Raw genomic sequence first — 22,361 nt, forward strand, 5'->3', positions numbered from 1 at the left:
AGGCATACGACTATTTTAGCGTGGAAATGGCTGATTTAAACGGGATTTTTGTCCGTTATTGTGAGATATTTCTGCTTATAGAAAGCAGGCGTTGCGCATTTTTGTCGATGGGTGATCGAATTGCGTCTATTCTGAAATAATATTTATTCAATGCAGTGTCTATGACAAAAGAGGAAATGGAAATGGATCTATCTTTTATCGATGTTTATGTGTTGCCCTGGGCTATAAATATCGCGTTGGCGGCGGCTATCTTTATCGTCGGTCGAATGGTCGCAAAGGTATTGGTGAACCTGCTGGGTAAAGCGCTCCGCAAAAGTAAAATGGAGGAGATTCTGGTCAACTTTATCTCTTCGATTGCCAATATCCTGCTGCTGTTAGTGGTGATTGTGGCCTCACTGGACCAGTTGGGGGTTGATACGACCTCGCTGATCGCTCTGGTGGGTGCTGCCGGTCTGGCGGTTGGTCTGGCACTGCAGGGCTCTTTGCAGAATTTTGCCGCAGGCGTAATGCTGATTGTTTTCCGTCCCTTCAAAGAGGGGGATTTTATCGAAGCGGCGGGTGTTGCCGGTGTTGTTGAGCACATCAGTATTTTCAATACCATTATGCGTACCGGCGATAACAAAGAGGTCATAGTACCGAATGGCAATATCTACAGCGGGGTTATCACTAACTATTCTGCCCGTGACACCCGTCGTGTAGATATGGTTTTTGGCATTGGCTATGGCGATGATCTGAAGAAAGCCAAAGCATTGCTGGAAGAGATTGTGACCAGTGATGAACGGGTCCTGCAGGACCCGGCACCGGTGATTGCCGTGTCTGAACTGGCGGATAGCAGCGTTAACTTCGTGGTGCGTCCATGGGTAAAGTCTGCTGATTTCTGGGCAGTGAAGTTCGATACTACTGAAAGCGTGAAACTGCGCTTTGATGAGGAAGGGATCTCTATTCCGTTCCCACAGATGGATATTCATCAGTACAAGCACGACAGCGAGTAGTTCTGACTGCTTTCGAAACAGCCGCATATGCGGCTGTTTTTTCCTACTCTTTAAGCGGTTTCTCTGCCGGGTCTAACGGTTTTTCAATCAGCAGGCTATTTTCTAACTGTATTCTGAGGGTTTCATTTTCCTGCCGTACCTTTTGGGTTTCAAGGCGGGAACGGAAGATCTCCTGATAACGGAGCTCAAGGCGGGCTTCCAGATCTTCAATCTGCTTGTTCAGCATTTTGATCGTCTGCTCATTTTTTTTGATCTTATTTTGCAAGTTATTGATCAGGCCATAGCTCTGGCTACCTGCTTCAGCCTCATTCAGGTTCTCATTCGCGGGCATTCGCTGCTGATTAAGTTCAACCACCAGATGGCTATAGAGTGCCTTCAGGTCGGTGGCCTCACGGGTGTTATAACGAATACTGCTCTCCATCGCTTTATGGGCACTGGCCGCGCCAATTGAACCGGCGAGTATGTGCTCCAGCATACGATGGAACTCGAGCAACTCGATAATGGCGATATGGCTCTTACCTGTGACTTGCAGGTCTTCGGTGATTTGTAGCAGGGCGGCTTTAGTCTTGTCTTTGTTGAGATAACTTTCCAGCAGAGTTTGTGCTTCGTTAAGTTTGTCATCCAGAGGGATGTAACGGTCCAGCCCTGTGGGACGGGCTCTCTGAGAGGGGGCGGGTTTCATTGAGCAGAGAAACTCGGTGGAAAGGTTTCGCTCTGCTTTGTGTGGATTGTATAGCAGTGAGCCGAAGATGTAGAAACCGATATTAACCAGCAGGGTCCAGAATACACTGTGGGGGATGGAACCGATCTCATCAAAGCCAAACAGCGCTTCAGGTCGCAGCAGGGCAAAGCCAAACAGTCCTTCATCGAGAATCGTTTCAGGAAACCATCCATGGCTGACAAAGGCCGGAATCATCAGGGTATAGATCCACATCAGGAATCCAGCAAGCAAACCAGCCAGTGCTCCGGCGCTATTTCCCCTGCTCCAGAACAGGCCACCCAAAAGAGCTGGAGAGAACTGAAGCACCGCAACAAATGAGATCAGGCCGATCGCCACCAGAATATAGGAATCGGTGAACTCGATGGCAAAGCCGTAGCTGCCCAGCAGAATCATCGCCGCCAGCAGCCAGCGAATCTGTAGCAGAAAGGGTTTAATGAAGCGGCAGGCAGGCACTCTTTCCAGTACCGGAAGAATCAGATGGTTGGAGGCCATTGTGGAGAGAGTCATCGTGGTGACGATGATCATTCCTGTGGCGGCAGAAAAACCACCGATAAATGCCAGCAATGTGAGGGCGTTATTACCCGCCAGTTGTGGCAGTAACAACACATAGTAGTCGGCGGACTCCTGTGGCAACCCCATCAGAAGCCCCCCGGCGGCAATCGGTACCACAAACAGATTGATCAGAACCATATACAGTGGCAATACCCAGATCGCGGTTTTAATGTGTTTGTGATCTGCATTTTCCACCACTGCAACATGAAACATGCGGGGCAGGTTCTGGATGGCAGCGAAGCTGAGCACGATCAGTGTCAGCCACATAATACCGGAGTTAGAGGTGCCGCTGACCTGAATCACCCGTTCGAATCCCTGGTCAAACAGACGTTCGGTAATATCATCGAAACCATTAAACAGGCCGAAGCTGACAAACAGCCCGATGGTGATAAAGGCAACCAGTTTCACCAGACACTCCACTGCCAGGGCGGTCATAATCCCCTGATGTCGTTCGGTGGGATCTAAACGGCGCATACCAAACATGATGGTAAAGGCGATCATGAACAGTGTGATCAGTAAGCCGGATAACCCCCAGCCCATGGTGGAGCTTTCATGGTCGGTAATCAATTGAAAGGAGGCGACTACGGCTTTCAGCTGCAGGGCAATATAGGGCAGAACCCCGAACAGGGCGATCAGGGTGACCAGCGCGGCAATGGTTTCGGAACGGTTATAGCGGGTGGAGATAAAGTCGGCGATACTGGTGATGCGAAAAACCTCTTTGGCAAACACCATGCGTCGCAGGGTGACCCACCAGAACGCAATGCCCAGCATCGCGCCAAGGTAAACGCCGAGAAACTGCAGGCCAGAGCTGGCGGCAAAGCCGACACTGCCATAAAAGGTCCAGGAGGTATGGTAGACCGCCAGCGAGAGGCAGTAAACCCAGGGACTTTTAAAGCTCTCCCTGCGGGTCTCGCTACGTCTTTCAACTAATTGTGCGATACCGAAAAGTACCGCCATATACAAAGTCACGGTGAGAATTACAGTAAGAGAGCTAAACATCCTGATCCTTACTTCAACGGCTTAGTTTGTAAATCAGACAGTTAAGCTATAGCTGGCTTCGCTTCTCAGGTCAATTAAAGGTTACCCAAAAACTTATTCCGGCGGTGTTGAAGAGGTTTCCTGGTCTACTTTATTTGCACTGCAACATGCAGGCGGTACCGGGTCATACCCTCCGGGATGGCCAGGATGGCATTTGCCGAGGCGTTTAATACCCAGCCAGCAGCCTTTGATCACGCCATGGGTTTCGATCGCTTCAAGGGTATACGCTGAGCAGGTTGGATAAAACCGGCAATTAGGCCCCAGAAACGGGCTTATCAGGTATTGGTAGGTGCGGATCAGGAAGATAAAGCAGCGTCGTAGAATCATCGTTTAAGTGTAGCGCTGTCGGGGAGCCGTAGACAAGCAAAAGCCGCGTCACAGCGCGGCTTTGATAGCAGTAAGTTTGATAACAGCTGCTTTCGGGCAGATCAGAGATGCTCTTCAGCGTACTCCGCCAGTCTTGAGCGGAAAATGCCCTCCAGGTGGATAGTTGATGCGCCCTCGAAGTCTTTAAAGCGCTCCACGACATAGGTCAGACCAGATGTGAGTGGGGTCAGGTAGTTGGAGTCGATCTGTGCCAGGTTACCCAGACAGATCATCTTACTGTCCTTACCACAACGGGTGAGGATGGTTTTCAACTGTTGGGGTGTCAGGTTCTGTGCTTCATCGATCAGCACCACAGCATTCTGAATGCTTCGCCCACGGATAAAGTTGAGCGACTTAAACTGAATGTTGGCCTTCTCTATCGCGTATTTAACACTGCTCTGAGGCCGTTCATCACCTTCGTGCATCGCTTCCAGGTTATCGTGGATAGAACTTAGCCACGGAGTCATCTTCTCCTCTTCAGTACCTGGCAGGAAACCGATATCTTCGGCCACCGGAGGGGTAGAGCGGGTGACGATAATCTTGTTGAAGCGTCCCTCTTCGATCACCATCTCCAGGGCACAGGCCAGTGCGATCAGGGTTTTACCGGAGCCCGCTGCACCGTTCAGCAGACACAGATCGATATCCGGGTCCTGAATCGACTGCATGGCAAACGCCTGATAGATATTGATGGGGTGGATGCCCCAGCACTCCTGTTGCATCAGCTTATCGTAGCCAAGGTCGAGCAGCACAGTCTCTTCATGGCTGACTGAAACCACCCGTGCCGCAAAATCTTTTGAATCATCGTAAATATACTGACAGGGATAGGCATCCGGTAGCAGATCGGGATTGACCTTATGGTAGGTGTTAGGTCCTTCCTGATAGCTTTTAACCTGTTCGACTTTTTCCCAGAAGTTGCCTTCGATATGGTGATGGCCGGATGGCAGCAGATCCAGATCGGATACCAACTGGTCTTTGCGATAATCCTCAACCTTCTGAAGTCCCGCCCCCAGCGCCTTGAGGCGCATATTGATATCTTTGGTAACGAGGATGATCTCACGGTGTGGATCGCTGCCCTGCAGGTGCAGAGCGCAGTTAATAATATGGTTGTCGTTGTTTTTATTGTCAGGCAAAAAACCCTGACGGGTGGTGAGTTCGTGGTCGGGGAATATACTCAGTTTGCCCAGCCGGGTGGTGTCTTCGGTGCCGGGAACCTTAATCTGTACCCCTTTGAGTATCTGGGATGGGGTGGCGGCACTGAGAATCTTATCAATAGCTCTGATAACGTGGCGCGCTTCCTGCGCCACGCTCTGCTTGCGATCTTTGATGTTGTCCAGTTCTTCAAGAACTGTCATCGGTATAGCGACATCCTGTTCTTTAAATTCGTACAGGCAGTTAGGGTCGTGCAGTAAAACGTTGGTATCGAGGATATAGAGCTTATCAGCACTCATACAGGGGTTCCTTCTCGAGCCGACTCAGATGTTTACACAGTAACCGGTAAAAAAAAAACCGGCCTGTATAGTTAGTTAAGCAGAAGTTGGCGTAGGATAAAACCCACTTGTCACCATTTTTGAGGAGCAGGGTTGTGCAATATCAGAATATTGTGATTCTGACCGGTGCCGGAATATCGGCTGAATCAGGAATAAGAACATTTCGGGCGGCGGATGGTTTATGGGAAAACCACCGTATTGAAGATGTTGCTACCCCCGAAGCGTTTGCCCGCAATCCTGAGCTGGTTCATCAATTTTATAATCAGCGCCGGGAGCAGTTGCTGATGCCGGATATCCGCCCCAACCCAGCACATCTGGCGCTGGCAAAGCTGGAGCAGTACTTTAAAGGGGAAGTGCTGCTGGTAACCCAGAATATTGATAATCTGCATGAGCGTGCCGGTAGCCGCAATCTGATTCATATGCATGGGGAGCTGTTAAATCTGCGTTGTACTACCTCCGGTCAGGTGTTTACCCATCACAAACCGGTCGGGCCGGATGCCCGCTGTGGTTGTTGTGGTCAAATGGGCACCCTGCGACCGGATATTGTCTGGTTTGGTGAGATGCCGATGCAGATGGAGCTGATTTATGACGCCCTGGAAAGCTGCGACCTGTTTATCTCCATTGGCACTTCGGGGCATGTCTATCCCGCCGCCGGCTTTGTTGAAATTGCTAACAGTGTCGGGGCCGAAACAGTGGAGATTAATCTTGAGCCTTCAAAAAAACAGTCTGCATTTGATCGCCATATTTATGGTCCGGCCAGCCGCGAAGTGCCTCTGTTTGTTGAAAGTTTGATCAGTAGTTAATTCTTTTGTATCAAGGGGTTAATGGTGTAGTGTAGAAAATGTAACTATATTGTAACCTGAACTTTATATTTTTTAGACGGGTCCAATTGAAATGGAGGGACCCGTTAAGCCCTGTTTACGGCCGGGAACTGTTCCTGTGCTGGGGTATTGATCAGAGGGGCAGGACCATGATGACCGAACAATATGTAACCGCTAATATTACGCCACTGGATAGTCTGGATACACTTTCACCTTTTGAAGTTGCAAAACTACAGGACCGTAACCAGGCGGGATTATATCCCCTGTTTCGACAGTGTGCGCTGGCAGTACTTAACTGCGGGAGTGAAGAGGACAGTACCAAACAGGTGCTGGAAAAACATAAGAATTTTGATATCAGAGTCAGCCAGAAACACCGCGGTGTGCAGCTGGAGCTGATCAATGCACCCGCCAGCGCGTTTGTTGATGGGGAGATTATTCAGGGTATCCGCGAGCATCTGTTCTCTGTACTGCGGGATCTGCTTTACGTTGGCGATGAACTGGATAAGTGCTGTGATGGCCTGCAGGAGGGGGAACAGATTACCAATATGGTGTTTCATATTCTGCGTCACGCCAAAGCGATAGAGCCCCATGTGAAGCCGAATCTGGTGGTGTGCTGGGGTGGACACTCCATTGGTCGGGAGGAATATATCTACACCAAACAGGTTGGTTATGAGCTTGGCTTGCGTGGGATGAGCGTCTGTACCGGTTGTGGACCCGGTGCGATGAAGGGGCCGATGAAAGGCGCCACCATCGCTCATGCGAAACAGCGCATCAGCGATGCCCGCTATGTGGGAATATCTGAGCCGGGCATTATTGCGGCAGAGTCCCCCAATCCCATCGTCAACGAGCTGATCATCATGCCGGACATAGAAAAACGGCTGGAAGCGTTCGTCCGGTTGGGGCATGGCATCATTGTCTTTCCCGGAGGGGCGGGCACGGCAGAAGAGATTCTCTACATGCTGGGTATCCTGCTGCATGAACGCAACAGCACCTGTCCGTTTCCGCTGATATTCACCGGCCCTGAGGGGAGTGAGGTCTATTTCGAAACGGTGGACCGCTTTATCCGGTCTACCCTGGGGGACCGGGCGGCTTCACTGTATGAAATTGTGGTGGGCGATCCCTACGAGGTGGCGGTGAAGATGAAGGCGGGGCTTGAGCGGGTGACCATCTATCGTAAAGCGACCGGCGAATCGTTCCACTTTAACTGGCAGCTGTATATCCCTTCTGAATTTCAGCAACCCTTTGAACCGACCCATGAAAATATGGCGGCGCTTAATCTCAGCCGGGACCAGCCGGATTATCTGCTGGCGGCTACCCTGCGTCAGGCACTGTCCGGTATTGTTGCGGGTAATGTAAAAGCGCCGGGTATTCGTGCTATCGAGGAGTTTGGTCCATTTGAACTCACTGGCGAACCGGAACTGGTGAATGAGCTCGATGTGCTGCTGTCATCCTTTGTGCTGCAACGGCGTATGAAGATCGATTATGAGGAGTATGATCCCTGTTATCGTCTGGTCCAGGCGGAGATCGCCTGATTTCAGACCCTGTAAACGTTATCGTCACTGTCGGAGGAACAGATCGTCTGCTGGGTGAAACCGAGCAGATAATCGGGGCTGCCCGCCTTCGGACCGGTACCCGATAGCCCTCTTGATGCGAAGCGCTGCCCATGAGTATGGGCAGTGCTCTGATTGCGCCTGATAGTGATACTGGCGGGGCGCATCAGGTTACAGATCTGATCAATAGTCTGGTTATCCTGGGACAGAATGTTCAGAGACAGACCATAACTGGTGCGGTTTATCTCTTCCAGAATGCGGGTAAGGTTGTCGCTCTGGTAACGGATGATATGCAGAATCGGGCCAAAATGTTCCTCACTCAGTTCATCAATTGAGTGCAGACGAATCAGTGTAGGCGCAACAAAATAGCCACTATCGTGCTGTGTATCCAATTCTCCTTCATATATCAGTCGGCCATGTATCCTGCTGTGCTCTATATGCCCATGCAGGGCTTGCAGGGCATGGTTATCGATCACCGGTCCCAGATCAGTATCCGGTTCATCCGGGTTACCAGTCTTCAGGGTCATGATCGCCCCTGTCAGCATCGATTCCAGCTGTTCTGCGGTTTCCTCTGGCAGATAGAGCACCCGTAACGCTGAACCGCGCTGTCCGGTGCCGCTATACGCCGCTTCAATGGCATCTCTGACGATCTGCTCAGGTAGGGCCGTGTAGTCGGCAATCATTACCGTTAATCCGCTGGTTTCCGTTATCAGCGGGACGGGCTGGGGTTGCTCCCGTTGTGCCAGTAGCCGGGTTATAGAGGCTGCACTCTGATTTGATCCGGTGAAACTGATGCCGCTGAGGCGAAAGTCTTTAAGCAGTGATTCATTGATTGATTCACTGCTGCCGGGGAGCAGGGCGATAGCGTCTCTGGCAACCCCTGCATCTAATAATAACTGGGTTGCGCGATAAGCGATCAGAGGGGTGCTATTGGCGGGTTTGGCTATCACTGAATTGCCGGCCAGCAGTGCCGCAACGACCTGACCGGTTCCGATAGCCAGGGGAAAGCTCCAGGGGCTGATACAGACAAATATTCCCCGGCCGTGATAGCGCAGTGTCTGCTTTTCTCCCGCTATCGGTGGCAGTTGCTGTGGAGATAAACGGCTGAGGGCCTGTGCGGCGTATAAACGGCATAGTTCAACGGCTTCACGGAGCTCATCAATAGCATCGCGCAGGGGTTTACCCGTTTCACGGATGCAAAGAGCGATCAGCTCTTCACGATGCTGCTCCAGCAGGTCTGCGAAGTGGCGGATAATCGTTACCCGCTCGGATAGCGAGACCCTGTTCCAGCCAGTAAAGCCTGCTCTGGTGACTGCGTAGGCTTCGCGGACATCATCCGGGGTACTGGGAAACAGCTCTCCGGTTTGCCAGCTCAGATTAAAGGGGGAAAACCGGGCCTCCGGTGGCTGGGATCTGACTGGCTCGCCATTTATCAGCGGTGCAGCCAGCCATTGCTGGTCACGAAATGCATCGACCTTTTTCAGTAGTTGTTGGCGCTGGGATTGCGTGTCGATCATCACAGCGGCTGCGCTTATTTCGGCAGAAACGTCAGCTTCCGCACTTTCATTGACCGATAAACTTGTCGGAGCAACGGAGAGGTTGTTATGTAGCAGGCGATACAGATGTGGGGGCAGTTGCGCCTGAGAGCCAATGATTATGCAAACTCTTTGTGTCACCGCACTATTGGCGTTTTGCCGCTGGGTAAGCAGGGTTTCGCCAAGCCCCGGTTGTTGTTGCAGCTCAATGGGTTTAGTGCTTTGCTCGGCCAACGTTACTATCTGACCAAGGGTGTTGCTGTTGTGGCTGGCAAACTGTGGAGTAAGTCGGGGGCACTGATCCTGTAACAGATAGGCGGCGCATATCAGATAAGAGAGATCGGTTATTTCGGTACGGGTATAAACCGGATAATCCGCCAGCCCCTGCTGCCGCGCACGGGTTATCTCTGTGTCCAGATAACCACCTTTAACCAGCCTCACCGGAATATCTGTCTGTAGCTCCTGGGCAAGAAAGTTTAACCAGCCAAGGATCGGCAGGGCTCGTTTAGAGTAGGCCTGCACAGTCACCCCCAGTCCGCCCCAGCCGCAGCAAAGATCACTGCGTAGCAGGTTTTCAAAAACCTTCAGTGTCAGATCCACGTGGCAGGATTCCTCGGCTTCAAGAGTAATCGTGATATTTTCAGTGCGGGCGAGAATCAGCAGATGCAACAGCCTTTGCGTTACCTCTTCAATCACTGCAGGTGCTTTGAGGAGGGCGAAACGGGGGGTTAGTGCAGACAGTTTGACGGAAAGGGAGGGGGTAGCGCGGCAGTGGGGCTTCTGTGCTGATATCGCTTTGATCGCGTCCAGATATCGGTTCAGAGCGATTCTGGCTGCCTCTGCCGTGACCACCCCTTCAGTCAGCAGATGAAGACTGTAGGCGTAGTTTTCCGGAATCTCGCTAATCTGCGGGATACTGTCGCTGAAGATGATTCTCTGTCTCAGACGCGTGACGGTATCGCTGAGGGTGGTGCGGATAAAAGGATAATCGAACCGTTCAGCCAGTTGACTGAATATGTTGTGGGCCTGGATGGACACAGTGATTCTCTGCTGTCGGATAGCTTGCTTCCAGGTATGTGTCTGTTGTATTGCTGTGGAGTTTCGTTCAAAGAAAGGTTGCCCGTTAGCCGGGGTCAGCTTCTCCTCTATAAATCGCGTAATACTGTTTTGATCCGGCAGGTAAAGCAGTCTTTCGGCCAGAGAGGTCAGCGCGATCTGCTCATCACCGGTTAGTTTGTCAGCATCTTTCAGTTCAATGGGGCAGCACAGGGCTCCCTGCTGTATATCGTCAGTGACAAGCGCTCTGAGAGGGGGAAGCTGTAACTGCGCTGTCAGTTCTGTGAGCTGAGACTCCATCGTCGCTTCATCTGCACAGTAGTACGCCGGGATATTGTTCCACAGCTGCGCTGCGTTCCATTTAACCTGCTGATCTGTGAAATATAACGTGAGAGGAAACATAGGGAGCCTGTTGTCAGTGAATTAATTGAATGTCAGACAGAGCATAGCTTACCCGTATGTGATCCGTATCAGGTAGCCTGAAAATGGTGCGTGTATCGTTGCGCGTGGTCAATAGAAAAGCCCGCTGTTATGACGCAGCGGGCTTGGGTTAAAACAATGATGCGGGGGCGTTTCAGATTTTCTCAAACAGAGCAGCAATACCCTGGCCACCGCCGATACACATAGTCACGACCGCATAGCGACCACCACTGCGTTGCAGCTCATACAGCGCTTTTACGGTGATAATCGCACCGGTTGCTCCAATCGGGTGACCCAGCGAGATGCCGCTACCGTTGATGTTAACCTTCTCCAGCGGTAGTTCCAGATCACGACAAACCGCGAGTGCCTGAGCAGCAAAGGCTTCATTGACTTCCCAGACATCAATATCGCCAGTAGCCAGTTGATTGTCAGCCAGTAGTTTACGTACCGCTGGAACCGGCCCAATACCCATATATTTAGGTTCAACCCCGGCAAAACTGTATCCGACCAGCCGGGCCATCGGTTGTAAACCTTTCGCCTGAGCGGTTTCGGCGGCCATCAGTGTTACTGCTGCTGCTGCATCATTGAGGCCTGAGGCGTTACCGGCGGTGACACTGCCATCCTTTTTAAACGCCGGACGCAGTTTAGCCATATCATCGATAGTGCAGCCATAGCGCAGGTGTTCATCGGTATCAAACAGGGTAACGCCTTTGCGCGATTTCAGCTCAACAGGCACAATTTGCTCTTTAAACCGGCCCTCGGTGATGGCCCGTTCAGCATTGTTGTGGCTCATTACAGCCAGAGCATCCTGATCTTCACGGCTGATCTGCCACTTTTCAGCGATATTTTCCGCGGTAATACCCATGTGGGTATTATCAAACGGGCAGGTCAGCGCGCCTACCATTGCATCAACAATGGCGGCATCACCCATCCGCTGGCCAAAGCGGGCGGTTGGCATCCAGTACTGGGATTGACTCATCACCTCGGCGCCCCCGGCCACAGCCGCATCGCATACGCCCAGCTCAATCTGCTGTGTTGCGGAGATGATCGCCTGCAGGCCACTGCCACACAAACGGTTCATGGTGACCGCAGGGGTTTCAACCGGCAGGCCACCGTTAACGGCGGCAACCCGGCCCAGATACATATCCCGTCGTTCGGTATGAATCACGTTACCAAAGACGCTGTGGCCGAAATCTTCAGGTGCGGCACCGGAACGGGCGACCGCTTCACTGACGCAAGTGCTGGCCAGGTCGCAGGGCGTCTGTGATTTCAGGCTGCCACCAAAACCGCCAATCGCTGTCCGGACTCCGCTCAGTACGACTACTTCTCTCTTGCTCATAGTTGGATCCTGTATATTAGCTGTATGTAATTATTGTTATAGTTTGCAATGTAGTGCAGTCAGGGGGATAACATATCACCGGTCAGCACTAAAGGCTCTAGCCAATTAGTGAAACATTAATAACAATTTCGCTCGGCCATCTATTTTCTGAGAACAACTGATGCATTTGCTGTTTGATATCGTCATTCCTGTTTTTATCCTCATGGTGTTGGGCTGGGTTTCCCGGCGGTCCGGTTTACTGGAGGAGTCCAGCGCCGCAGCGTTGAACCGCTTTGTCTATTTCATTGCAGTGCCCGCTCTGATGTTTACCTCGACCGCTTCTGTTGATATAGCCTCGGTATTGCAGTGGAACTTCATCGCCGTGTATCTGGGGGGATCTGTGATCGCGGTTGGAGTTGCGTTTTTGGGCTGGAAAAAGATGCAGCTGTCGTCTCCTCTCGACTGGACTGTGGTTGCGCTGAACTCTGCCTGGGCCAACACCGTTTATATGGGTGTGCCGATCTTCTATTTTATCTTTGGTGAGCAGGGCACTTTACCAGTCATCATCGCAACACTGTCCAGTAATCTTATTTTTATACTGGTGCTGGCGGTGATGTCCGAGTTGCAGAACAGTGGGGGCGGTGTGCTGGGGAAACTGAAAACGTTGTTGTTACAGGGGCTGCTTAAAAACCCGGTTATGATGGCGCCGTTGTTGGGAATGCTGGTATCGGTGAGCGGCATAACACTACCGCCAATGGTGTTAACACCGATGCAGATGCTGGCTCCGTCTGCAGCCCCGGTGGCACTTTTTGCATTGGGGATATCCCTCAGCGGTCTGAAGGTCAGGGGCGGGCGTTTTGAATTAACCTGGCTGACAGTGGTCAAGCTGATAATACACCCTCTGGCAACCTTTGGTCTGGCGCTTCTGTTTGGTTTAGATCCTTTCTGGGGGGCTAGCGCGGTAGTGCTTGCCGGTCTGCCAACCGGGGCGATGGTGTTTGTGCTGGCGCAACAATACAACACCCGGATAATACTGTCCTCGGCAACGATTATGGTGACCACCCTGGTGTCATTGATTACCCTGGCTGTATTGCTGCCGTTGATGAAACAATGGGGTGGCTAGTAGCCCGTTAAAGAAAGCTGTTATGGAGAGCGATATGAAGTGTCATAAAGTGGATTATGAAATTATAGGCAATTCAATGCCGATGCTGGAGGTGGAGCTGGATCCGGGCGAGACGGTGATCGCAGAAGCCGGCTCCATGAATTATATGGAGGGGGATATCAGCTTTGAAACAAAGATGGGGGACGGCGCCGATCCTGAGGAAGGGGTGTTCTCAAAGCTATTCTCTGTCGGGAAACGGATGATCACTGGTGAATCTCTGTTTATGACCCACTTCTCAAACACAGGAGGTCAGAAACGCAAGGTTGCTTTTGCCGCACCCTATCCGGGGATGGTTGTTCCGGTGGATATGTCTCAGACCGGAGAGCGACTGTACTGCCAGAAAGATGCGTTTCTCTGTGCGGCTTTAGGAACCCGTTTATCAGTGGCGTTTTCCCGCCGGCTTGGGGCTGGTTTTTTTGGTGGTGAAGGCTTTATTTTGCAGAAGCTGGAGGGGGATGGAATGGCCTTTATTCAGGCCGGTGGTTCAGTGGTGAGAAAAGAGCTGAACAATGAAACCCTGCGGGTTGATACCGGTTGTCTGGTTGGCTTCAGTGAGGGGATCGATTATGACATTGAGATGGTTAAGGGGTTAAAGTCGATGTTCCTGGGGGGAGAGGGTCTGTGGCTGGCGACACTCTCCGGGACTGGCAGTGTCTGGGTTCAGAGTCTGCCGTTTTCCCGCCTTGCAGACCGCATTATCGCTGCAGCCCCTGCTATCGGGGGGGATGACAAGGGGGAGCGCTAGCCGCAGTGTGAGCCGTGTCAGCTAAATGTCATAAAGTGGTGTATTTTTGATGTCGTTTTTATGACTTTTAGCACCAATAAAGGTATATTTCACCGATATTTTTTATTGTAAATATTGGTTTGCCGGTCATGTTGCGTAAAAAGCTGGTTATTACATTAACAACTGCACGGGGATCGCGGCAGTATACTCTGGGCCAGTTGGCCAGGTATCTGCTTGCGCTGTTTCTGGTGATGTCGGTTTGTAGCTTTTTTGTCTCCAACCTGCTGCTGGTCAAAACCTCGGATGAACTGGACGATCTGGAGCAGGGGATTAATTCCCTGGCGAGCCAGTACGAGATGACTCTGGGGGCTCAGGAACTGCAAAAAGGCCAGCTCGATCAGCTCTCCACTACCCTGCAGGAGCTGAAGGTTGAGCGCGATCACTTACAGGAAGAGAACCTGCGTATCGGTGAGCTGAATGAAACCCTGGATGCCAGTCTCTATGGGCTGGAAGATCTGTTGGGTTTACCCCCCTCTGAAGAGATGACCTCTGACCGGGCCGATGCCCTGACTGTGATGACCAACCAGCGGCTGTTTTTTCTCAGCGTGCTGCCAAATGGTGAGCCGACGCAGGGAATCCGGATCACTGATGGCTTTGGTATGCGTATGCATCCCATCCACAAGAAACGGATTATGCACAACGGTATAGATTTTAAAGCCGATATCGGTACACCCGTTTATGCCACAGCCGATGGGGCGGTGGAGTATGCCGGGTTACATAAGCAGAGTGGTTTTGGCAAACTGATTATTCTGCAGCATGCGCTGGGGTTTAAAACGTATTATGCTCATCTGAGTGATGTCAAAGTTAAAAGCGGGACTTTTGTCAGCAAAGGGCAACTGATCGGTCTGACGGGGAATTCTGGTATCTCTACCGGCCCTCATCTGCATTATGAAGTTCGCTATCTGTTCCGACCCGTCGATCCGGCGCCATTTGTGGCCTGGAATATAAGCAATTTCGAATCACTGTTTTCAGAAGTAAAAGGTGTAAAATGGGCTTCTTTACGAAAAATGTACCCGCTAAATCAGGCGTTGCAAACGGCTCAGCAATAACTATCATAGCTGAAGGTAATAAGTTCAGTGGCGATATGAGTATTATCGGCCGGATGCATATAGACGGTACATTTGAAGGTAATATCTCCTCCCTGGATAATATCTCAATCGGTAAAAGTGGCCATGTACACGGCGTGGTAAAAGCCAATCATATTACGGTGTGTGGCCTGCTTGAGGGGGAAGTTGTCTGTGATGAACTGGAGATTGACCGCGGCGGCAAAGTTGTTGCTACGGTTATCAGTAAAGTAATGGCGATTCACCCGGAAGGCAATTTTATCGGTGAGCGACGTATGAAAGAGGTGGGTGTGTTAGAGCACACACCGCCGGTTGAGTCCGGTGTTGATGCAATTGATTCCCTGCCGGATAAAGTAACGATCAAAGCGGATAAGGAATCTGCCTGAACGATGTGTGAGCTGCTTGGCATGAGTGCCAATGTTCCAACCGATATCTGCTTCAGTTTCAGTGGACTGATGCAGCGTGGTGGGGAAACCGGCCCCCATAAGGATGGCTGGGGGATCGCTTTTTATGTGGGTAAGGGGTTGCAGACGTTTCATGATCCGGCTCCCAGTTGCCAGTCTGAAATAGCGAACCTGATTAAAAACCACCCTATCAAGAGTAAGACCGTCATCAGTCATATCCGTCAGGCGAATGTCGGTAGTATCTGTCTGGAAAATACTCACCCCTTTACCCGGGAACTCTGGGGTTATTCCTGGACCTTTGCTCACAATGGCCAACTGGACCCGAAACTGTTTGACCTGCCGCTGCATTACTATCACCCTGTTGGTACGACCGATAGTGAATATGCTTTCTGCTGGCTGCTGGGACAGGTAAGAGAGCGGTTTCCTCAGCGGCCGAAGAATTTCTCCGAGGTGATTGAGCTGATACATTGCTGCTGTGACCAGTTACGGGAGCTCGGCGTGTTCAATATGCTGATGACCGAGTCTGAGTATCTGCTGGCATACTGCTCAACTAAACTCTCCTGGATCACCCGGCGGGCCCCCTTTGGCAGGGCGCGCCTGACCGACGAAGAACTGACGGTCGATTTCTGCAAAGAAACGACCCCTAACGATATAGTAACAGTGGTTACCACCGAACCGCTGACCAATAATGAACATTGGCGTAAGCTGCAGACAGGCGAGATGATTGTTTTTCGCGAAGGTGTACAGCAACCTCTGAGTCGTTGTTTTGGTCACGCCTGATCTAAACCATTTTTTTAACTGATAACTTCATTGTGACTGCCACTATCAAGCATTTGTATACCCGGCTGGATAACTGTCTTATTGCCGACCGTTTTCCTATTCGAAAGAAAATCCAACTGCTGCAGCGCCGTCTGAAAGAGCATAAGCCTTCTGACCGCTTGCTGAGCGAGGTTGAGACGCTGCTATCACGCTCTGAAGAGAGGGTAGCAAAACGGGCCTATAGTCTGCCGGTGAACTATCCGGACCTGCCTGTCAGTGCCCGCAGGGAAGAGATCGCCAAAGCGATTTCAGAGCACCAGGTGGTGGTGATTGCTGGTGAAACCGGATCGGGTAAGACGACTCAGTTGCCCAAGATCTGTCTTGAGCTGGGGTTGGGCCGGGTGGGGCTGATTGGTCATACCCAGCCTCGCCGACTGGCGGCAAGAACGGTTGCCAACCGGATCGCCGAGGAGCTGCAAACCTCTCTGGGTAGTACTGTCGGTTATCAGGTGCGTTTTACGGAGCAGGTTGCCGACAATACCCTGATCAAGTTGATGACCGATGGTATCCTGCTGGCAGAAACCCAGAATGATCGCTATCTCGAACGCTACGAAGTCCTGATTATTGACGAAGCCCACGAGCGCAGCCTGAACATTGACTTTCTGCTCGGGTATCTGCACCGGATTCTGCCGAAACGTCCAGATCTGAAAGTGATTATCACCTCGGCAACTATTGATCTGGAGCGTTTCTCGAGACATTTCAATAACGCACCGGTGATCGAAGTATCGGGTCGTACCTACCCGGTTGAGTTGCACTACCGTCCCCTTGAAGAGTTGGATGACAGTAGTGAAAAAAGCATTCCGGAAGGTATCGTTTGTGCTACAGAAGAACTGATACAGCTGGAGCGCAAAAAGGGGATCACGGGTGCCGGTGATATTCTGGTGTTTCTCAGCGGTGAACGGGAGATCCGCGAAGCGGCGGAATATCTGAGGAAGGCCGTTCAGCAGGGGCGTATCAAGCATATTGAGGTGATGCCCCTGTATGCCCGCCTCAGCGTCGCAGAACAGAACCTGATTTTCACATCGGTGAGAGGGGCGGGGCGGCGAATAGTACTTGCTACCAATGTTGCGGAAACCTCGCTGACCGTCCCTGGAATCCGCTATGTTATCGATCCGGGACAGGCGCGTATCAGTCGTTACAGCTACCGCTCTAAGGTGCAGCGGTTGCCGGTTGAGGCGGTATCTCAGGCCAGTGCAAATCAGCGCAAAGGCCGCTGTGGTCGGGTAGCAGAGGGGATCTGTATCCGCCTCTACTCAGAGGAGGACTTCAATGCCCGGCCTGAGTTTACCGATGCCGAGATTCGTCGTACCAATCTTGCCGCGGTTATTCTGCAGATGCTCAACTTGCGATTGGGGGCGATCGATCAGTTTCCCTTTATCGACCCACCGGACTCCCGCTATATCAACGATGGTTTTAATCTGCTCCAGGAGCTGAGTGCCGTCGATGATAAGCGTCATCTGACAAAACTGGGGCGGCAACTGAGTCGCCTGCCTGTTGATCCAAAGATTGGCCGGATGCTGCTGGCAGCGGTAGAAAATAACTGTCTTAAAGAGATGATTATTATTGCCAGCGCCCTGAGTGTGCAGGATCCCCGCGAACGTCCTATGGACAAGCAGCAGGCTGCGGATCAGAAGCACCGTGAATATGCTGATGAAGAGTCTGACTTTGTCACTCTGATTAACCTCTGGAATCTCTATGAGGAGCAGCGGCAGGATCTGAGCCAGAATCAGCTGCGTAAATTCTGTCAGAAACAGTTTCTCTCCTATATGCGCATGCGTGAGTGGCGCGATGTGCATCGTCAGCTGCATCTGATCTGTCGTAATCTGGATTATAATGAGAACCCTCAGCCTGCCGGCTATGACGCTTTGCACCGATCACTATTGGCCGGCTTGTTGGGCAATATGGGCTTTAAACAGGAAAATAAAGAGTACCTTGGCGCTCGTAATCGTCGCTTCAGTATCTTTCCCGGGTCGATGTTGTATAAGAAAGCGCCTAAGTGGATTATGGCGGCAGAGCTGGTAGAAACCAGTCGTTTGTATGCCCGTATGGTGGCTCGGATCGATCCGCTCTGGGCAGAGCCTCTGGCAGCACATCTGCTGAAGCGTAGCTATCTGGAACCACACTGGGAGAAGAAAAAGGCTCAGGTTGTGGCGCAGGAGCAGGTGACCTTATACGGGCTTATTATTGTCCCCGGGCGGACTGTGCACTATGGCAGTGTCGATCCCAGGGTCAGTCAGCAGATCTTTATTCGTAGCGCACTGGTAGAGGGGCAATTCAATACCCGGGGGCAGTTCTTCAGTCATAACCGGAATCTGCTTAACTCGATTGAAGATCTGGAAGCCAAAAGCAGGCGGCGTGATCTGCTGGTGGATGAAGAGACTCTGGCTGAGTTTTATGCTTCACGGCTGGAGCAACATAACGGAAGTAGCGTGGTCAATGGCGCAGGCTTTGAGCAGTGGCGCAAACAGGTAGAGCAGGACAATCCTAAAATCCTGTTTATGCAGGAGGAGGACCTGTTACAACGTTCGGCGGATCATGTTACCCGGGCCAGTTATCCCGAGCAGTTACAGCTGAATGGTGCAAAACTGCAGCTTAGTTATCATTTTGAGCCCGGGGCCAAAGATGATGGGGTATCCCTTCAGACGCCGCTGGTACTGCTGAATCAGATTCCGCCAGAGCGACTCGAATGGCTGGTGCCGGGGATGCTTAAAGAGAAGTGCGTGGCGCTGTTAAAGGGGCTGCCTAAATCGCTACGCAAAAACTTTGTGCCGATTCCTGATTATGTGGATGCCTTTGTTGAAGCAGCAGTCTTTGCTCAGGGATCTTTGAATGAAGCACTGGCGCTGCATCTTAAAAGAATGACCGGTGTCAGAATCAGTCGGGATGATCTGGACGCTGTCGATCTGGATGATCATTATCGGGTAAATCTTCGTCTGATCGGAGAGAACAACAAACTCGTTGCCGAAGGACGTGATCTGCAGCGGTTGCAGAAGCAGTTCGGTTCACAGGCCCGCCAGGCACTGACGCAAGCGCCGTCTGAGAGTTGGGGACGAAAAGGGATAACCGGGTGGGACTTTGGTGATCTGCCCCGGTCGATCAGGTTGAAGCAGGCCGGAGGGCTGGAGCTGGAGGTGTATCCTGGGTTGCAGGACTGCGGTGACAGCGTTGAACTGAAAGTGTTTGAAGACCAGGCGATGGCGGTAAAACAGAACCGTCTGGGGCTGACCCGATTACTGATGTTACAACTGACAGAGCAGATAAAATTTGTCAAAAACCGATTGCCCGGTTTTCAGCAAACAGCGATTTTACTGGCTAAAGTAGAAAACCGTAATCAGCTACATGAGCACTGTTTGTTCAGTGCAGTGACCGCTACATTTCTCGCAGAAGGCGATGAGATACAGTCTGAAAAGCAGTTTACCGACCGGTTAAACCGGTATCGAAGTGAATTTTGTCAGCAGGCAGAACAACAGGCGCTGTTACTGGAAGAGATTGCCAAACAGTATCACCGTCTACAGAAACAACTTTCAGGTTCGGTTAATCTTCAGGCCGTTACCATCCTTAACGATATTCGGCAGCAACTGGATGGACTGATATTTAAAGGTTTTTTAGCCGAAGTGCCGGTGCAGCAATTACAGCAATATCCAAGATATCTGCAAGGTGTTGTGCTCAGACTGGAAAAATACCAACGCGAACTGCCACGACAGCGTATGCTGAGCGAACAGTTGCAGCAACTGACCCGACAGTATCAGGGACAGCTACAGCTGGACCGTCAGCATAACCGGTATAATGCTGCTCTGGATGAATACCGCTGGATGCTGGAAGAGTATCGTATCTCACTGTTTGCCCAGCAGTTGGGTACCCGGATAACAGTCTCAGAGAAGCGGCTTAAACAGCAGTGGCAACAGATCGAGCGATAAACGAAGGTGAGCTTTTTATCTGCCTGTAGCCCATGATTCAGGGTTCGAATTTGATCTGTATCAGTTTTTGCTAATGGATTACTGCAAAAAAGGCCTTAACTGTTTAAAAAACCAGAACAAATGGTTGCGAACACTGGGGAGCTATGCTGTAATGCGTCAAATTTATTTAAATGCTGTTCTGAAACCTCGGTTTTAAACGGTTTATAGCCTATAATGGGTTGGTTGAATCGGTTGAAGTGCAGGATGTTAACCGGATTACAACTAAAAGATACTAAGGGCTGTTACGCTAGTCAGCCCGCCAGAAATATTGAGTGTAAGAATTTATTTCATGCACAGCATTGAAATATTTCTGAATTATAGTATTTTCTTGTTAGCTGAGCGTAGTTGATGACGTGAAGCGAAGTAAGAAATAATAAAGTTTAACTACTAGTACGTTAAATATTGAAGGGGAAATGTTAATGAAAAAGTCAATTATCGCTCTGGCTGTTGCTGGTGCTCTGACTGCTCCAATGGTTGCTCAAGCAGATGCTACTCTGTACGGCTCACTGCGTGTTCAAATTGCTGACGCTGATGGTAGTGATCTGGATATCCAGGACAACACTTCACGTATCGGTATCAAGGCTACTTCTGAACTGTTCTCTGGTGCGACTGCAATCGCTCACTTCGAGACTTACGCAAATACTGAATCCGGTTCTTTCGGTACTCCAAATAAAGGCCGTCTGGCTTACGTTGGTGCTACTGGTGACTTCGGTACCGTACTTGTTGGTCGTCAGTGGCTGCCAGCTTACCTGTGGACTGTTGGTAAAACTGACATCATGGCTGCTGCTAACACTGAAACAACTCACAGCTACGGTACTGGCGGTCGTCAGGGTAATGCTGCTGCCTACATCTCTCCAGATCTGAGTGGTCTGCAACTGGCAGTTGCTGCTGTTGCACGTAAGGCTCCTGGCGTTGATGCTGGTGGTGATACTGGTGCTGACGTTGATGCGACTCACCTGGCTGCTACTTACTCTGTAGCTGGTTTCGGTGTGGCTCTGTCTACTTTGCAGTACAAAGGAACTGTTGATGAGAACATCAACTCTCTTGGTCTGAGCTACTCTGCTGGTGATGCGTACGTAGCGCTGTCTGTTGAAGACGACGAAGTCAACCGTAACGGTGCTGACAATGTAATCATTCTGGCTGGCTCTTACGCTCTGGGTAACACCAAGCTGCTGGCTTCTATCACTGATTTCGGTGATGATGCTTCTAATGTTGATGGTGGTAAGCGTTACATTGCTGAAGTTCAGCAGAAGCTGGGCAAGCAAGCGTTTGTATTTGCTAACTACATTGAAGCAAATGGCAAAGCTGAAGATGCAACTAACGCAGTTGATACTTTCGCTGTAGGTTACAACGTAAGCTTCTAATCTTAATTTAAGATTAAGCTGATAAAAAGGACCCTGAAGGGTCCTTTTTTTATGTCTGAAAATAATAACAGCCATCTGTGATAAGGCTTTTTGCGGTCGCAAAAAAATATGATCTGAGGCACAATTGCGTTTTAGATATGGTTTTGGAAGTTTTGCATGATGCTCATTAAAAATAGTCTGCTCTCCATTTTGTTTATGTTTTCTGTTAGTGCTGTAGCGGATGATCGATTGGATGTTGATCCATGGGAGGGATTTAACCGTGCCATGTTCAGCTTTAATGATACGGTTGACCGTTATGCACTCAAACCTGCGGCGCAGGGTTATAAGGCGGTTACGCCGGATATTATTGAAACCGGTGTAAGTAATTTTTTTGGTAATTTGTCGGATGTAGGCAGTACTTTGAATAGTGCTTTGCAGTTGAAGGGGGAGGATGCCGGTCAGAGCCTGGCCAGGGTAGTGTTTAATACGACTATCGGTTTAGGCGGTATTATTGATGTCGCTACGCCTATGGGGCTGCCGGAGCATAATGAAGACTTTGGTCAGACGCTGGGCTATTGGGGAGTGGAAACGGGCCCCTATCTGGTGCTGCCGCTGTTAGGCCCCTCCAATATTCGTGATGGTCTTGGTCTGATACCGGATTCAATGGTTGATCCGGTAGGTGAGGTCGACCCCATCCGCACCCGTAATCAGCTTTATGGGCTGCGTATTATTGATACCCGGGCAAACTTGCTGGCCGCGGAAGAGTTGCTTACCGGAGATCGTTACACCGCGATGCGTGATGCCTATCTGCAGCGACGGGAGTTTCTGGTAAACGATGGCAAGGTGGCCTCGTTTGATCAGGATCAGTTCTGATAATACTGAGGGGTAGCACTTTAAATTAGTCGCTTAAAATTAGCCGCTTTAAATTAGTCGTTTTATCAGTTGCTTTTAAAAGTATAGTCTCTGATTGATC

The 22,361-nt window shown here is 50.8% G+C and carries 16 protein-coding genes; 11 read left to right on the plus strand and 5 right to left on the minus strand.

What is annotated here, in order from left to right; translation table 11 throughout:
* Positions 1-182 precede the first annotated feature (182 nt).
* Entirely contained in the window at positions 183-992 is an 810-nt protein-coding gene (locus tag BMY09_RS01410; protein WP_091352934.1) for a mechanosensitive ion channel family protein, read from the plus strand.
* 43 nt (positions 993-1,035) lie between these two features.
* On the opposite strand, the gene BMY09_RS01415 is transcribed toward BMY09_RS01410, so the two are convergent.
* The 3 genes from BMY09_RS01415 to BMY09_RS01425 all read right to left on the minus strand — a co-directional run bounded on the left by BMY09_RS01415 (position 1,036) and on the right by BMY09_RS01425 (position 5,117).
* Positions 1,036-3,264: a sodium:solute symporter family protein gene (locus tag BMY09_RS01415; protein ID WP_091352937.1), complete on the minus strand. Its 2,229-nt coding sequence runs from the start codon at positions 3,262-3,264 to the stop codon at positions 1,036-1,038.
* A 93-nt stretch (positions 3,265-3,357) separates the two neighbouring features.
* Entirely contained in the window at positions 3,358-3,630 is a 273-nt protein-coding gene (yidD, locus tag BMY09_RS01420) for a membrane protein insertion efficiency factor YidD (protein ID WP_091352940.1), read from the minus strand.
* Between the two features lie 101 nt (positions 3,631-3,731).
* A complete protein-coding gene (locus BMY09_RS01425; RefSeq protein ID WP_091352943.1) occupies positions 3,732-5,117 on the minus strand; it encodes a PhoH family protein in 1,386 nt (461 codons plus the stop codon).
* A 134-nt stretch (positions 5,118-5,251) separates the two neighbouring features.
* On the opposite strand from BMY09_RS01425, the gene cobB reads away from it, so the two are divergent.
* Positions 5,252-5,959, plus strand: coding sequence for a Sir2 family NAD+-dependent deacetylase (cobB, locus tag BMY09_RS01430; protein ID WP_091352948.1), 708 nt, complete (start codon positions 5,252-5,254; stop codon positions 5,957-5,959).
* A 167-nt stretch (positions 5,960-6,126) separates the two neighbouring features.
* Positions 6,127-7,509: a nucleotide 5'-monophosphate nucleosidase PpnN gene (gene ppnN / locus BMY09_RS01435; RefSeq protein ID WP_091352951.1), complete on the plus strand. Its 1,383-nt coding sequence runs from the start codon at positions 6,127-6,129 to the stop codon at positions 7,507-7,509.
* Between the two features lie 2 nt (positions 7,510-7,511).
* On the opposite strand, the gene BMY09_RS01440 is transcribed toward ppnN, so the two are convergent.
* Both BMY09_RS01440 and bktB read right to left on the minus strand, forming a co-directional pair.
* Positions 7,512-10,520, minus strand: coding sequence for a proline dehydrogenase family protein (locus tag BMY09_RS01440; protein ID WP_091352954.1), 3,009 nt, complete (start codon positions 10,518-10,520; stop codon positions 7,512-7,514).
* A 172-nt stretch (positions 10,521-10,692) separates the two neighbouring features.
* Complete coding sequence (bktB, locus tag BMY09_RS01445) at positions 10,693-11,877, minus strand: beta-ketothiolase BktB (RefSeq protein ID WP_091352957.1); 1,185 nt, start codon at positions 11,875-11,877, stop codon at positions 10,693-10,695.
* A 160-nt stretch (positions 11,878-12,037) separates the two neighbouring features.
* Here bktB and BMY09_RS01450 point away from each other — a divergent pair, with 160 nt between their 5' ends.
* The 8 genes from BMY09_RS01450 (at position 12,038) to BMY09_RS01485 (ending at position 22,261) form a co-directional block, all read left to right on the plus strand.
* The gene (locus BMY09_RS01450) at positions 12,038-12,979 is read left to right on the plus strand and encodes an AEC family transporter (RefSeq protein ID WP_091352960.1); all 942 of its coding nucleotides are present in this window, start codon (positions 12,038-12,040) and stop codon (positions 12,977-12,979) included.
* 34 nt (positions 12,980-13,013) lie between these two features.
* Entirely contained in the window at positions 13,014-13,763 is a 750-nt protein-coding gene (locus BMY09_RS01455) for a TIGR00266 family protein (protein ID WP_091353893.1), read from the plus strand.
* Positions 13,764-13,891: 128 nt separating this feature from the next.
* A complete protein-coding gene (locus BMY09_RS01460) occupies positions 13,892-14,851 on the plus strand; it encodes a M23 family metallopeptidase (RefSeq protein ID WP_091352963.1) in 960 nt (319 codons plus the stop codon).
* Positions 14,791-15,252 (plus strand): bactofilin family protein, encoded by a 462-nt coding sequence (locus BMY09_RS01465; protein WP_091352966.1) that lies wholly within the window; start codon positions 14,791-14,793, stop codon positions 15,250-15,252. Before BMY09_RS01460 ends, BMY09_RS01465 begins: the two co-directional genes overlap by 61 nt.
* Before the next feature lie 3 nt (positions 15,253-15,255).
* On the plus strand, positions 15,256-16,050 hold the full coding sequence (locus BMY09_RS01470; RefSeq protein ID WP_091352968.1) for a class II glutamine amidotransferase: 795 nt from the start codon (positions 15,256-15,258) through the stop codon (positions 16,048-16,050).
* A gap of 32 nt (positions 16,051-16,082) precedes the next feature.
* On the plus strand, positions 16,083-20,006 hold the full coding sequence (gene hrpA, locus BMY09_RS01475; RefSeq protein ID WP_091352971.1) for an ATP-dependent RNA helicase HrpA: 3,924 nt from the start codon (positions 16,083-16,085) through the stop codon (positions 20,004-20,006).
* Positions 20,007-20,464: 458 nt separating this feature from the next.
* The gene (locus BMY09_RS01480) at positions 20,465-21,409 is read left to right on the plus strand and encodes a porin (RefSeq protein WP_091352981.1); all 945 of its coding nucleotides are present in this window, start codon (positions 20,465-20,467) and stop codon (positions 21,407-21,409) included.
* 156 nt (positions 21,410-21,565) lie between these two features.
* Positions 21,566-22,261: an MlaA family lipoprotein gene (locus BMY09_RS01485; RefSeq protein ID WP_091352984.1), complete on the plus strand. Its 696-nt coding sequence runs from the start codon at positions 21,566-21,568 to the stop codon at positions 22,259-22,261.
* The last annotated feature ends 100 nt before the right edge of the window (positions 22,262-22,361 follow it).

Source organism: Amphritea atlantica (assembly GCF_900111095.1).
Classification (GTDB): Bacteria; Pseudomonadota; Gammaproteobacteria; order Pseudomonadales; family Balneatricaceae; genus Amphritea; species Amphritea atlantica.